12 protein-coding genes are annotated in these 13,698 nt (G+C 58.1%); 5 read left to right on the top strand and 7 right to left on the bottom strand.

Annotation, left to right across the window (positions count from 1 at the left end; translation table 11 throughout):
• Window positions 1–114 precede the first annotated feature (114 nt).
• Both CAURIC_RS07345 and CAURIC_RS07340 read left to right on the top strand, forming a co-directional pair.
• On the top strand, window positions 115–714 hold the full coding sequence (locus CAURIC_RS07345) for an antibiotic biosynthesis monooxygenase (RefSeq protein ID WP_052095104.1): 600 nt from the start codon (window positions 115–117) through the stop codon (window positions 712–714).
• Window positions 715–809: 95 nt separating this feature from the next.
• Window positions 810–1,472: a membrane protein gene (locus CAURIC_RS07340; protein ID WP_035115122.1), complete on the top strand. Its 663-nt coding sequence runs from the start codon at window positions 810–812 to the stop codon at window positions 1,470–1,472.
• 128 nt (window positions 1,473–1,600) lie between these two features.
• Here the strand turns inward: CAURIC_RS07340 and CAURIC_RS07335 are convergent, their stop codons facing one another.
• Together CAURIC_RS07335 and CAURIC_RS07330 are read right to left on the bottom strand one after the other, a co-directional pair.
• Window positions 1,601–2,479 (bottom strand): patatin-like phospholipase family protein, encoded by an 879-nt coding sequence (locus CAURIC_RS07335; RefSeq protein WP_035115119.1) that lies wholly within the window; start codon window positions 2,477–2,479, stop codon window positions 1,601–1,603.
• Between the two features lie 33 nt (window positions 2,480–2,512).
• Entirely contained in the window at window positions 2,513–3,451 is a 939-nt protein-coding gene (locus CAURIC_RS07330; RefSeq protein ID WP_035115118.1) for a DUF808 domain-containing protein, read from the bottom strand.
• Between the two features lie 325 nt (window positions 3,452–3,776).
• Here CAURIC_RS07330 and CAURIC_RS07325 point away from each other — a divergent pair, with 325 nt between their 5' ends.
• The gene (locus CAURIC_RS07325) at window positions 3,777–4,820 is read left to right on the top strand and encodes a cutinase family protein (RefSeq protein WP_172644080.1); all 1,044 of its coding nucleotides are present in this window, start codon (window positions 3,777–3,779) and stop codon (window positions 4,818–4,820) included.
• Window positions 4,821–4,891: 71 nt separating this feature from the next.
• Here the strand turns inward: CAURIC_RS07325 and CAURIC_RS07320 are convergent, their stop codons facing one another.
• The gene (locus CAURIC_RS07320; protein WP_035115115.1) at window positions 4,892–6,853 is read right to left on the bottom strand and encodes a hypothetical protein; all 1,962 of its coding nucleotides are present in this window, start codon (window positions 6,851–6,853) and stop codon (window positions 4,892–4,894) included.
• Window positions 6,854–6,856: 3 nt separating this feature from the next.
• Window positions 6,857–7,558: a DUF4232 domain-containing protein gene (locus tag CAURIC_RS07315; RefSeq protein WP_052095102.1), complete on the bottom strand. Its 702-nt coding sequence runs from the start codon at window positions 7,556–7,558 to the stop codon at window positions 6,857–6,859.
• 143 nt (window positions 7,559–7,701) lie between these two features.
• Here CAURIC_RS07315 and CAURIC_RS07310 point away from each other — a divergent pair, with 143 nt between their 5' ends.
• Window positions 7,702–8,871 carry an acyl-CoA dehydrogenase family protein gene (locus tag CAURIC_RS07310; protein ID WP_035115113.1) on the top strand — a complete coding sequence of 390 codons (1,170 nt, stop codon included), beginning with the start codon at window positions 7,702–7,704 and terminating at the stop codon, window positions 8,869–8,871.
• Window positions 8,872–9,044: 173 nt separating this feature from the next.
• On the opposite strand, the gene CAURIC_RS07305 is transcribed toward CAURIC_RS07310, so the two are convergent.
• The 3 genes from CAURIC_RS07305 to CAURIC_RS07295 all read right to left on the bottom strand — a co-directional run bounded on the left by CAURIC_RS07305 (window position 9,045) and on the right by CAURIC_RS07295 (window position 11,349).
• On the bottom strand, window positions 9,045–9,698 hold the full coding sequence (locus CAURIC_RS07305) for an SDR family oxidoreductase (RefSeq protein WP_035115148.1): 654 nt from the start codon (window positions 9,696–9,698) through the stop codon (window positions 9,045–9,047).
• A gap of 84 nt (window positions 9,699–9,782) precedes the next feature.
• Window positions 9,783–10,346 carry a ribonuclease FAU-1 family protein gene (locus CAURIC_RS07300; RefSeq protein ID WP_035115111.1) on the bottom strand — a complete coding sequence of 188 codons (564 nt, stop codon included), beginning with the start codon at window positions 10,344–10,346 and terminating at the stop codon, window positions 9,783–9,785.
• Between the two features lie 304 nt (window positions 10,347–10,650).
• Window positions 10,651–11,349, bottom strand: a complete 699-nt coding sequence (locus CAURIC_RS07295) for an Rv1157c family protein (RefSeq protein ID WP_035115109.1) — start codon at window positions 11,347–11,349, stop codon at window positions 10,651–10,653.
• A gap of 401 nt (window positions 11,350–11,750) precedes the next feature.
• Here CAURIC_RS07295 and typA point away from each other — a divergent pair, with 401 nt between their 5' ends.
• Complete coding sequence (typA, locus tag CAURIC_RS07290) at window positions 11,751–13,658, top strand: translational GTPase TypA (RefSeq protein ID WP_035115107.1); 1,908 nt, start codon at window positions 11,751–11,753, stop codon at window positions 13,656–13,658.
• Window positions 13,659–13,698 lie beyond the last annotated feature (40 nt).

Genomic DNA, 13,698 nt, shown 5'->3' with positions numbered 1-13,698 from the left:
ATTGTGGCTGTGCCCAAGGGCTGTGCGTATCGCGGTTGTTAGCGTTCGTGCTACTGGTTTGGGGCTCAGGCAGCCACCACGGCCGTGATTCATCGCAGTGCTAGTATCCCCCGTATGAATGAAGCCCAATCGGCAGATGACCACCAGGAAGAGTCCAGACCGGGATCCATCACCGTCCAAGTCCTCCGCGAGGTGGAGGGGCACGCGGGAGACAAAGTAGCCAAGTGGGTCCATGACGGACAGGCGGTCATGGCAAACTTCCCGGGTTACTTGGGATCGGGTTTCTTAAGGAATTCCCCCGGCAGCGAGCTGTGGCGGATGATCTACCGTTTCGAGAACAATCAGGACTTGCAGCGGTGGGAGCAGTCACCGGAACGCGCTCGATGGGCTGAAGAGTTTTCAGACTTCGTGAAGAAGGAGGATTTCCATCACCTCACCGGCGTGGAAGGGTGGTTTGATACCGAAGCTTTCGAAAAGCCCTCGGCCGATTCCACCGCTCCGCCCCGGTGGAAACAGATGGTGGTCATCTTCCTTGGTTTCTATCCCATGACGATGGCGGCCAATTTACTTCTGAACCACTATCTTCCCACAGGGACGCCACTGCCACTGAAGGTAACCCTGGCCGTTTTCATGGTCATGCCCTTGATGGTGTACATAGTGTTGCCCTTCATGACGAAGCTCTTTCAACCGTGGCTGGAAAAACCTCGGCATTAAAAGGTGCCCTGCCGCAAGCCTTTTCGCCACCGAGCCACTTCGGATTCGGTTCTAATTAGGAAAAACTGATCCCGACCTTCCAAGGAAAAACAACGATGCTTCACGCTGCCAGCTACGCGCTGCTGGATTCCGTCAATGTTTTGCTCATTGGCGTGCTCTTCGCTGTCGCAGTTTTGCACGCCAAGACGGGTCGCTACGGAAAGATCGCCTTTTTACTGGTGCTCGGTGACTGGACGGGAGTTTTCCTGCTGGCGGTTCTGACGTACCTCCTGTTTGGAAATGTGGAAGACCAGGTGCGACACGTGTTGGAGTCGCCCATTTTTGCCGCGGTGTTGATCGGCATTGGTCTGTTGTCCGCAATCTTGACGTTCCGTGGGGGAGACCTAACGGAGATGATTAATCGCCTGGCCCGACCATTGCAGCGTGCATCATTCAAAACATTCACTTCGGGAATGACTTTGGGCGCTATTCAGTCCGCAACATCGGTACCGTTTTTTGCCGGTCTGGCGTACCTCACCACTACCGATCTGTCGTTCACGCTGAAAGCACTTGCAGTGGTGCTTTACGCCTGCCTAGCACTCAGCTTGCCCGCGGTGACAGGCATTATTTTATGGCAGGTTCTGCGGCATCCGGAAAGCCGCTTGGCGGAATTCATCGATGGATTGCGATCTCACAAGGAGGCCTTGATCAAGTCCGCGGGTTACGTGGTAGCACTGATCTTGATCCTGATGGGCCTAGGCACGCTGATCGGCGGTTAGCTGTTTTCAAGTTCGGTGTGCTGGTCGAAGCGGTTCGCCGTCGCCAACTGGCCACGCTGATCGGCGGTTAGCTGTTGCCAAGCTCGGTGTGCTGGTCGAAGCGGCTAAGTTTTGCCAGCCTAGGTCGGTCAGTCCTGCAGGAATGCCATCCAGTCGTCCCATTCGCGGTGGGTTTGTTCCATTCCACTGCTCCACGAATCCATCAGGCGGGATAGCCGTCGTTCAGTGTTGCTGACACGCATGTTCTCGGGGTAGAACACCTTGGCCTGACCGGCTTGTTCCAATTCGGCAATGGTGTTGGCGGCCGCATTGTATTTATCGGGGCGGGCGATCATCGCTTCGGCTACCGCAGGGCGTTTCCGCAGAAGCTGGCGAACCAAGCGGGGGCTGCGCAGGGGAGGGCGCACATACCCTCGTGGCTTGGTGCGAAGAACTAGGAATTTTTCGAAGCCATCGCTGAGCGCGGCGTCGATAATAAGGCCACCAGAAGCGCCCAAAGCCCCGTCTACGTACTCCACCCCATCAACAGAGGGGACCGGCATGAGGCCGGGAAGGGTGGAGCTAGCGCGGACCCGCTTCATCAGACCCGGCAGATCGTGTACGTCATCGCGGCCCCAGTAGACCGTTTCGCCGTTGTCGGCGCGGGTGGCGCCAATGCGGAACGGGGTGGGGTTGGCGAGGAACGTCTCCCAATCAAAAGGTAAGTCGTTATCGGGCGCCCCGGCGGTTTCGTAGATGTACTCCGCATTAAAAAAGCCCGTGCCGCGCATCATGGAACGGATTCCACCAGTGCGAGGGTCCGCGCCGAATTCGACGAAGGATTCGCGGGTGCGTCGGGCATCACGGGAAAGGAAGTTGACCGTATGAGAGGCACCCGCGCTTATGCCACCAACCCAACCGAAATTGACCTCGTGCGTAATCAGTTCGTGAATACAGGCCGCGGTGTAGGAATTGCGCATCCCACCGCCTTCGATGACGAGGGCTACGTGGTTGGCATCGATTGACATGGCAGCGGGGCTCCTCTGCTTGGTGAGCTGGTTTTACTGGGCGGGCTCGGGGCCGGGGTGGGCCTTCTTCTTATTCTTCTTGGGAATAAAGTGCACAATCAGAGCGACGATGGACCCGACGATGAGGCCCGTTAGTAAGCTAAAGAAGGTCTCTACCAGCCACGTCACCGCACCTCCGAGGTGGTGGACCGATTCCACGATATGGTGAACCGTGCCATAAGGCCAGTGCCAGCCGAGCTCATCGGCGCCCACCAGAAGGATGTGGCCACCAACCCACAGCATGGCAAAAGTGCCGATGATCGCAATGAGGGACAGCAGCTTTGGCATACCGGCGACCATCATACGGCCGATTTTCTGAGCTCCAGTGGAGTTTTTCTTGGCAAGGGCGAGACCCATGTCGTCGATCTTGACCAAAAGGCCCACAGCGCCGTAGACCACGAGGGTGATCAAAATGCCCACAACCACCAGTACCGCTGCGCGGATTCCGATGGTTTGATCGGCGACTTCGTTCAGCGAAATCACCATGATCTCAGCCGACAGGATGAAGTCGGTAGTGGTGGCACCGCGGACAATTGCATCCTCCGACTTTGCCCCTTCGTCTTCTTCCTCATGGCCACCCGTGAATTTCTCGATGACCTTTTCAGCACCTTCGAACGACAGGTACAGGCCACCAATCATCAACAGCGGCGTGAGGGCCCACGGTAGCAGCCAGCTGAGCAGCAAAATGATAGGGAGAATGATCAGCAGCTTGTTGCGCAAGCTGCCCTTAGTGATGCGCCAAATGATGGGCAACTCACGGGCAGGGGATACGCCCTCCACAAAGCGTGGAGTCACCGCAGCGTCGTCTACCACCACACCGGCGGCCTTAGCACTGGTACGGCCCGTCATGCTGGCTACGTCATCAGCGCTGGCCGCGGCCTTTTTTGCGATCAGTGCTACGTCGTCGAGAAGCGCAGCTAGTCCAAATGCCATTCGGTAGGCCTTTCGTAAAAATGTTGCTTATGGGCGACCCATTAAGGGGCGGCGCACCACCACGTGGTGACTGTGGATATGCGCGTTATGCGTTTGAGGCAAAGTTTACTTGGTGTTGTTGTTTTACTGCTGGTGTGGACGCCCTCACGCGCGTCGCATATAATCACTGCGGTTTTAAATTTATAAAGTATTGGACTCTCGAACCGACTGGCGTGGGACTACCCTGTCTGTTTGCGATCCCGCGCATCAGGCCGATCGAAGTCAATTGCTCCCGCCTGCCCTAAACGAGGTGGCGAGTACACGAGGAACAATGAGGTCACAAACGGTGAACAAACTTACTCACACTGCTGCAGTGGCGGTTACAAAGCCAACTCAAGCTGTGAACTCACGTCGACAATCATTCCGGGCAAAGGTCACCCGAGGCATGATCGCGGCGGTCGGTGCCACCGCAGCTATCACTGGAACCGTGGGTATGAATGTTTCTTCATCCACCGGTGCCACCGCGCAGGCCCAGCTACCGAGCCTGCCAGGGTTGCCCCTCAACCATGTTTCCATTGGGTCATCCCAGGTGGGTACGTCCTTGGCCCCTCGGGGGTGCGCACCGCATATCGTTGTTAATGTGCCCGGTGGGGCAAACACTGCGGCCAATCTTCCGGAAACCCTGCCTGTAGGAGCCTACACCGCAGAGGTGGGCTCCCAGCTGCGTGTGAATCACCCCGGAAAAGTGGTGGATCGGTACGCATCTTTCTCCTCGATCCCCGGTGGCGCCTACAGCTACGAGCAAACTCGGACGAACGGCTATCAAAAGGCACGGACCCTCATCGCGCGCGAGGCTGCTCATTGCCCGCAGGCCACGTTCAGCATCATTGGGTACTCCATGGGATCTGATATTGCCTCGCGAATCGTTAATGATATTGCGTATGGGCGCGGTCCCATTGCCGCTAATCGTTTGGATTCCGCCGTGATGATCGCCAACCCCAACCGCTCCGCGCACGGCGACGTTGCCCAGGCAGGTGGCGCTCCACGCACTGATGGCGCTTTCGGAGAGCTCAAGGGAGGGTATGGCAAACTCAATGACCGGGTGCTCGAGATTTGCCGCCGTGGTGATCTAGTTTGCGATACTCCACGGTCAGCTGCGCCGTTGACGAAGGCCTTTGCCCGCAGCGCAATCCTCACCGGTTTCTCCCCCTGGGCTCAGGCCAAGTCGACCATCGATCGCTTGGATCCGCGGGAACAAGCTGCGTTTTATGCAGGCATCCCTAACCTCATCGTGGGCCAGGGTATCCACGTGAACTACCAGGCGGTCAACGGTTCCGGTCTGGCCGTCCGCTACATCGATCGTCACTTGGGCACGGCAGGCGAAGACTAGCGCGATGAAAAGGGGCGAGCGAGCCACGTGCTAGTTCTCCGCACAGCCCCAGCGGGACGGCTTGTTTGCCGTTATTGTTGTACCGGCAGCAATGGCCCGATCGCTCCCTCGCCTAAGCACACACTGGTCCCCTCGGCCCCCTGTACTTCCAAGGCGATAGTTCCACCCACCCCATTAATCCGCACCCACTGCGTTTGCAGCTCCGTCCCAACGGGCACCGTGACCGCCCGCTTCGAGACTTCCGAAGCCGACTGTAAACCATTCGGCATACTGATCCGGACCTGCGCGTCTTGTGTCGCCGCCGCATTGAACTCCCACGTCCAATCCCCGAAAGGCAGTGGCTGATCCAGCACCACCACGCGCGGTTTACCCGCCGTAATGCGGGTTCCGCACTGGGGCTCAGTGCCCTTTTTATTCGACGCCACGCGCAGCACACCCGCGTCCACTAATCGTCCCGAATCGTCCACAACTTTAGGTTGCGTGGTATGCGTAGCCACTGGTACGCCCGCTATTGCGTTGATTGAATTGAACGGGTGCAAAAGCGGGGACAGCACATCGATTCGTGCTGGCTGGCTGAGTAAGGGGGAAAGCGTGCCCGCCCGCTGTGGATCCACCACCGTCTGGCGGAGATTTGCTAGGTATTCCCGCGTGGGATCATCCTGCCAAGTCATTGTCCAGGTCACAGTGGATATCGTGGCAGAAATGGCCAAGAACATCGCGGCCACAGAAAACCGGCGCCCTGTGGGGATTGCAGGGGGATGGTCGGAGGGGCGTCGGGAAGAAAGGGCAATCCCACCCAGCAATACCACCACGAGGGTGAAAGTCCACCAATCCGCGTAATAGTGGGGGGTGCGCGGGAGAAGATCCGTGGTGCCCGTACTAGTACGCGCCCGGACCATGACCACAAGGACCGCGGCCAAGTAAGCGAAGCTGGCGCCCACAATCATCGCAAGGACGCACATCGCGCGCCGGGTGCTGCGGGTGGAGTTGGAAACCACTCGCCAAGCCAGGTAGAGCAACCCCGTCACGATCGCGAGGGAGACCGGCACAGCGATACCCAGCGCCAAGTCCGCGAAGGGTGAACCCGGATGCCATCGATCCCATACCCAGGGCCCGCCTATCATGCCGGGAAGAACAAGCGTGGCTAAGGCCTTCGGGACAGCGGTCGTGACGGCGAAACCTTCGGAATCATCGTGGAATCCCGCGATGGAGAGGTACCAGGCGGCCCATGCAACAGTCAGCACCGCCGGGGCAATCGTGGCTCGCAGGAGGCGGGGTTGGCGCTGCACCTGGGCACGCACCCACGTCACGGTGGCAATGATGGCGACGAGGCTGAGGGCTTTTTCGGTGAAGAGCAAAGCCGTTAATTGGATGCCGGTGAAAGCGATAGACAACGCCACGGTGCGGTTCTTCGCGTGCAGGCCAACAAGCAGGATTCCCACGGCGGCCAGTTGCCATGCCAACGCGTTAATCGCTGCCGACCACCATCCTGTGGCCGAGCTGAGGAATGGGGATACGCACGCGGCGGTGTAGACGATTAAGGCGAGGCCAGGAGAAGCACCCCATTGGATGGCTTTCCGTGCGACGAGAAACCAACCGATGGTTAGCACAATCGTGAGCCCGAAAATGAGCACCGCGGGTACATGCCACGACAGGGGATTGGCTCGTGAAACTGCCAGTTGGAGCGCACTGGTACCGGGCATGAGGTGGCCATCATAGGGAGTGAAAAGTCGCTCCGGGAGGGAAGCGTGGGCATCTGGGATCGTTTTGCCCAGAGCGGAGCGGAGCTGCTCGGCGGCGAATTGTGCGGAAGCTGGATCGGCGGGGGAAATACCGGGAACACCCGGTGGTGTGGCCGACGCGCTGTTTTCACCCATGGCTGAGGTGGGCTGACCTCCAACGGGGTTGAATCCTGAATAGAACGATGGGATGACCAAGTCATCCCAAAACAAGCCCCGCTGGGAAAGCTGAAACCCCCGTGCGCCCACAGTGAGAAGCGCAACGAGGGCTGCGACTAGGTAGAAAGAAGCCAAAGCTTACCTAGCGTTTGCCGTTCCCGGTGCTGGCTTGTAGGGCTGCACCGGCCGGATCTTCAGGGTCTCCACGTTGCCTTCACAACCGGTGGCCTTGAGTGGGACGTATGCGGCGAGGGTTTCTTCCGGCGGGTAAACGCGAATCCCGGTGGACTGCACGGGTGTGCAGGCATCTCCATGCAGCTCGGCGCGGGTTATACCTAGGCTAGCCATTGCTTTTTCATCCGGGCGCAGCGCGACCGCCTCCGCGGGGATGCCCTCTTCGCGCTGTGCGGAACGGCCGATTTGGGAGCCGTTATTGTCTTTCACCAAGGACACGCCGGGGAAACCCTTGAGGGCACATTCCTTATTGGAGCGATTTTCAAAGACGATGTTGTAGTAGGAGGTGCCAGCTGCTCCCTGCTCAGGTGTCACCGTCACGTCCAGCTGGTTGGTTTTACACAGCCCGTTGTTATCGGCGCTCGCGAGGGCTTTCTGCTTCGAATTCTCTTGCGAAGGGTCGCCGCTTTGGGTGCCACTTCCGTCAGCGCCCAGGTGGTCCGATGCGTTCGCGGCATTCGAGGGCTGAGAAGAATCAGAACCGTAGACGGTCGATCGCTGATCGTTCGATGGGTCATTCGCCCCACATGCGGCGAGTGATAGCGCCACTACAGAAAGTGATGCGACCCCGAGGGTACGAGCGGAGCGAAAGTGCAAAGGCTTCATGTTTACAACCGTATCGTGATTCCTCGGCCATGCCATAAAAATATGTGCCTTTTTGGGTAAGGATTCAATAACGATGTGAACGGGTGTGGTTACATTGAAATAGATCAATCACCGTAGAACACAGAAGCGAGGTTAACTGCGCGATGGGTTTCAATCCTGATTTCGACCTGTTCCGCCTGCCCGATGAGTACATCGAGTTGCGCCAGGCCATCCGCGAGCTGAGCGAGCAGCAAATTGCTCCACACGCCAAGGATGTCGACGAGAACGAACGGTTCCCTGAAGAGGCGCTAGAGGCTTTGAACGCTTCCGGTTTCAATGCCATTCACGTGCCCGATGAGTTCGGCGGCCAGGGTGGCGACTCCCTAGCCGCAGTCATTGTCATCGAGGAAGTTGCCCGCGTGTGTGGCTCCTCCTCCCTCATCCCAGCAGTGAATAAGCTTGGCACGATGGGCCTGATCCTGAACGGCTCCGATGAGTTGAAGAAGGAAGTTCTCCCATCCATTGCTAACGGCGAGATGGCTTCCTACGCGCTGACTGAGCGTGAAGCCGGTTCTGATGCCGCTGCGATGAAGACCCGCGCTGTCCGCGATGGCGATGACTGGGTCATCAACGGTTCCAAGTGCTTCATCACCAACGGCGGCCGTTCTAGCTGGTACACCGTTATGGCCGTGACGGATCCAGAGGCCGGCGCACGTGGAATCTCAGCCTTCATGGTTCACAAGGATGACGAAGGCTTCCGCGTCGGCGGTTTGGAGCACAAGCTTGGTATCAAGGGTTCCCCAACGGCCGAGCTGTACTTCGAGGATTGCCGCGTTCCTGCATCCCGCATGATCGGCGAAGAAGGCACCGGATTCAAGACTGCACTGCAGACCCTAGATCACACCCGCCCAACGATCGGCGCACAGGCTCTGGGTATTGCGCAGGGTGCGTTCGACGAGGCAGTGAAGTACGTCAAGGAGCGTAAGCAGTTCGGCAAATCCATTGCGGACTTCCAGAACACCCAGTTCATGCTGGCAGACATGAAGATGAAGATCGATGCTGCCCGCTTGATGATTTACACCGCGGCTTCCAACGCAGAGCGTGGCTTCGCGGAAGGTGGCGAGAAGCTGGGTCTTATGGCTGCAGGTTCCAAAGCCTTCGCATCTGACGTGGCTATGGAGGTCACTGTCGATGCCGTTCAACTGCTCGGTGGTTACGGCTTCACCCGCGACTTCCCCGTTGAGCGCATGATGCGTGATGCGAAAATCACGCAGATCTACGAAGGCACCAACCAGATTTGCCGCATGGTGATGGGGCGCCAGATTCTGGGTTAGCAGGTCACAGCGATTTTTCGACGGCCACTGCGGAGGTTTCAATTCGCCACCGTAGGGGCCGTCGTTTTCATTTCCTGCCCTCAGCATCACGCGTCAGACTGCCCGCAGCCTCTCGCGCTGTAACCCGCGTGGGTCCTGGTACCTAGTACCGATTAAAGCGCAGTGCTTAAGATCTAGAGCTCTGGGTTTAAAGCCGCGGTAATGGGGGTGTCGCCTTCATTGAAATTGATCGTGCGTTCCACCGTGTCGTCATTGAATACCGCATGCGCAATGACGTTGGCGACTGTAGCTCGAGAAACGTTCGTGGCCTCGGACGCGTCGGCGTCAATAGAATCCCGTCCGTCGGTCTCGGTCAAAGTGCTGGGGCCAAGGATGGTCCACTGCAGGTTGGACTCTCGCAGTGCGGTGTCCGCCGCCGCCTTGGATTCGGCGTAGGCGAAGAAGGAGTGATCTTCAGGAACCCCGTGGTCTGGTCCCGCTCCGAAGTAAGAGACCATGACGTAGCGCTCAACGCCAGCCATCTTGGCGGCTGCAATGGAGTTGATCGCTGCATCGCGGTCGATAGCGTATGTCCGCTCAGGGGAGCCACCGCCGGCACCAGCGGACCAGATGACGGCATCGTGACCTTTCAGCAGGTCGGCGAATTGCTCAACGCTCAATTCCGTAACGTCTTGGATCTCGGGCTTGGCGCCGAGTGCTTCAATATCGGGCACGTGATGTGGATTCCGGATCACGGAAGTGACGTCGTATCCCTCGTTCACCAGGAGGGGGGTAGCGAGCTGTGCCACTTTACCGTGGCCTCCAATAACAATGATTTTTTTAGGCATGCCTCCAGCCATACGCTCGAGTTCGCTTTCTCGCAAGGACTGGTCCTGCTGACCAATCGACTTCCCCTGCCCGTGCCAGTACCGTTAGCTGGGGTTGTGGTTGCCGGTGTTCTGCGCCTTTGCTTCCCATACTGGCCATGTCATAACGACGCCCAAGCTCTCGATCCACCCAGCAAACCCCTGGGTCGAAATCCCATCGATCGCGGATTGCGTGGTGATCAGCGCCGTCGCAGCTTCCTTGGCAGTGATGTAACCGGATTCCACCGCGGCACCTAGTTCATCTAGGTCCAGCAGGTCCCAGGTGCCGTCGTTGTGGCTGACCAAATCCACGTACAGGTCCCGCGTTGTCCACACGGCGCTGTCGTGCGTGCTTTCTTGAGTGATCAATGCGATATCAACGTATAGCTCTTGGGAGGGTTTGAATCCTTCGCGAAAGTGGAACCGACTGACCCGCAAATTGTGTTCCGGAAGCAACCATGATTCAAGGTAAGAGAAATCGGGATGATCGGCAACGCGTCCCATGTACAGGCATCCATTGTTGACCTCGTAGCGATCCACGTGGCGCTGGTTGCCTTTTGGATCAATGTTGATCTGGTTGGCGATGTCGAAAGTTTCAGTTTTTATGGGGTGAAGATCGATTTCATGCATGGTCTTCCTTCGTGCAGGTGGGGCATGATCTCAGTATGCGATCGCACTGTGGTGGGGTGTTCCTCGTGGGTGGTGCGGTGGCGTGCTGAGATTTTTGGAGCGGTGCCCACCACTGGTCGAGCGTGTGGCAGAGCTGAGGCTTAACCGTTGGTGCAGTATGCTGACATTTTTGGAGCGGTGCCCACCACTGGTCGAGCGTGTGGCAGAGCTGAGGCTTAACTGTCGGCGCAGCGTGCAAACAATTCTGGGGTACGCAAACGGGGCACTGGGGGTATAAACCCCAGCGCCCCTAGTGCAAAAGCCTCTAGCGAACGTTGATGATCGCAGCGGTGGGCAGGAACGAGCAGTGGGTGTTGCCAGATTCCTTCTCGTAGGTGGTTACGCCACCTTCCAACAGAGCTAGAACGGTTCCGCGACCGGTTTTGGCTGCACCGTTAACCGTGGCAGGGCCATCGGGATTGATGCCGGTGTAACCGAGCTTGGTCATGCCGATCTTGCCGGTGTTGAGGTTGATCCAGCGTACGTTCATCGGGGCCTTTTGGTGCTTGGACACCGTGCCGGTTCCCAGACCAGTGAAGACGAAGTTGACCTCGCCAGCCTTTACTCCTGGCAGTGGCAGCTTAGCGGGGCCAGGAACGGCCATTGCGGTGCCCACTGCCTTGTTCTTGCCGCCGATGCACTTACCGGAAACGGTTGGCCAGCCGAACTGTGTGAATGCTGGGCCACCCTGTGGCACCTTCACACCTGGCTTGCCATCGCCGCGGAAGAAGCTCACAGCCTTAGCGATCTTCTCACGAACTTCCTTGGGAAGCTGCGGGTTCTTGGAAATCGCCTCGAGCTGGTTCAGCACGTGCGGGGCTGGGCGACCCAAGTTATCGATTGGGCTAGCGGCGCGCGCTACTTGAGCTTGAGCCGCGCTGGGAGTGATGACAGCGGGAGCTGCCAGTGCGCTCACGGCCGTCAGGGCAGCGAGGGCGCGACGTGAGTAGCGGGAGAGTGCCATGGTGAACCTTTCAAAAGGTGCTTCTCGTTACAGATTGTCAAAGATAGCAGTCACATTAGTCACATATGTCACATTTGTCACGTGCTTGTTTACTTTTGATCAGAATAGCACTCAAGGTCAAATCGGAAGCAAAAACGAAAATATATCTTCGCATGTGAACTGCTGAAGGTGTTTTTGCTGGTCAGGAGGGCGTCGGTTAAAAATGGGGTGGAAGTAGTGGAGGGGTGAGGGTGGGGAAACGGCCGTGCCCACTGCGTAGATCTGGTGTTTGCGAGTAGGATTGAACAGTAATTTTTTCACGTCCGCATGCGCTATGTAGCGAAGTGCGGCATCGCGACCCGTTTTGCTGCACTCGACGCCACCGCGGGCCGACCCAAAATAGGACAGGAAGAATCGGATCTGTGTCTTTGACTGAATTCCGTAATGTTGCCATCGTCGCGCACGTCGACCACGGTAAGACCACCCTCGTGGACGCTATGCTCCACCAATCGGGCGCCTTCTCCTCCCACGGAGAAGTTGAAGAACGTGTGATGGACTCTGGTGACCTGGAAAAGGAAAAGGGCATCACCATCCTCGCCAAGAACACCGCCATCCGACGTGCGGGCGCTGGTAAAGATGGAACCGATCTGATCATTAACGTCATCGACACCCCGGGCCACGCCGACTTCGGCGGCGAAGTTGAGCGCGCGTTGTCCATGGTTGACGGCGTGGTTCTGCTGGTGGATGCATCCGAGGGACCACTGCCGCAGACCCGTTTTGTGCTGGGCAAGGCCCTAGCTGCAAAGATGCCAGTGATCATTTGCGTGAACAAGACCGACCGTCCCGATGCCCGTATCGACGAGGTTGTCGAGGAATCCCAGGATCTGCTGCTGGAGCTGGCCTCCACCTTGGATGAAGATGCTGCAGAGGCTGCCGAGCAGCTGCTGGACCTGCCGGTTCTGTACACTTCCGGCCGCGAGGGTAAGGCATCTACGGACAACCCAGGCAACGGCAACGTGCCAGATTCTCCAGATCTACAGCCACTGTTCGACGTGCTGTATGAAGTCCTGCCTGAACCAAGTGCGGACGTGGACGGGCCATTGCAGGCCCACGTCACCAACTTGGACTCTTCCAGCTTCTTGGGGCGTATCGGACTGGTTCGTATCCACGCTGGCAAGCTGCGCAAGGGGCAGCAGGTGGCTTGGATTCACTACGACGAAGACGGTGTGGAGCACACCAAAACCGCCAAAATCGCAGAACTGCTGCGCACCGTTGGCGTGACCCGCGTGCCTGCCGAGGAGGTTATCGCCGGTGATATCGCTGCAATCTCCGGTATTGACGACATCATGATCGGCGATACTTTGGCCGATCCAGAAAACCCAGTTGCGTTGCCACGCATCACCGTGGACGAGCCCGCGATCTCCATGACGATCGGCGTGAACACCTCCCCCATGGCAGGTAAGGGAGGCGGAGATAAGCTGACTGCGCGTATGGTCAAGGCACGTTTGGATCAGGAACTGATTGGTAACGTTTCCCTGCGCGTGCTTCCTACCGAGCGCCCGGATGCGTGGGAAGTTCAAGGCCGCGGAGAGATGGCCCTATCCGTGCTCGTTGAAACCATGCGTCGCGAAGGCTTTGAGCTTACCGTGGGTAAGCCACAGGTGGTCACGAAGACGGTTGATGGTCAGCTACAGGAGCCATACGAAAACCTCATCATCGACGTACCGGAAGAGCACCTGGGCGCAATCACCCAACTGATGGCTGCCCGTAAGGGGCGCATGGAGGGCATGGACAACACCGGCACCGGTTGGGTGCGCATGCGCTTTGTGGTTCCCGCTCGTGGTCTCATCGGTTTCCGCACAGTGTTTATGACGGAAACCCGCGGTACGGGTATCGCCAACAGCTACTCCGCTGGCTACGAAGCATGGGCCGGTGAAATCAAGGACCGCGCCAGCGGTTCCCTAGTAGCCGATCGTTCGGGCCAGATTACGGCGTACGCATTGCAACAGCTGGCGGATCGCGGAACCTTCTTCGTGGAGCCAGGTGCCGAGGCTTACGAGGGCATGGTTGTTGGTGCCAATAACCGTGATGAAGATATGGACATTAACATCACCAAGGAAAAGAAGCTCACCAACATGCGTTCTGCTACAGCAGACGCTACTGTGACGCTGGCCAAGGCACGCAACCTCACCTTGGAAGAAGCGATGGAGTTCTGTGGCGTGGATGAGTGTGTAGAGGTCACCCCTGACGTGGTTCGCGTGCGCAAGACTATCCTCAACGCTACCGAGCGTGCGCGTGCTCGTTCCCGCGAAAAGCAGCGCAACAAGTAATTGCCCTGCCAAACCTCGCCATCTCGCGTCCACCACCAGC

Origin of the sequence: Corynebacterium auriscanis, from assembly GCF_030408435.1 — a bacterium.
Classification (GTDB): Bacteria; Actinomycetota; Actinomycetes; order Mycobacteriales; family Mycobacteriaceae; genus Corynebacterium; species Corynebacterium auriscanis.
This window is presented reverse-complemented; position numbering and strand designations above follow the sequence as displayed.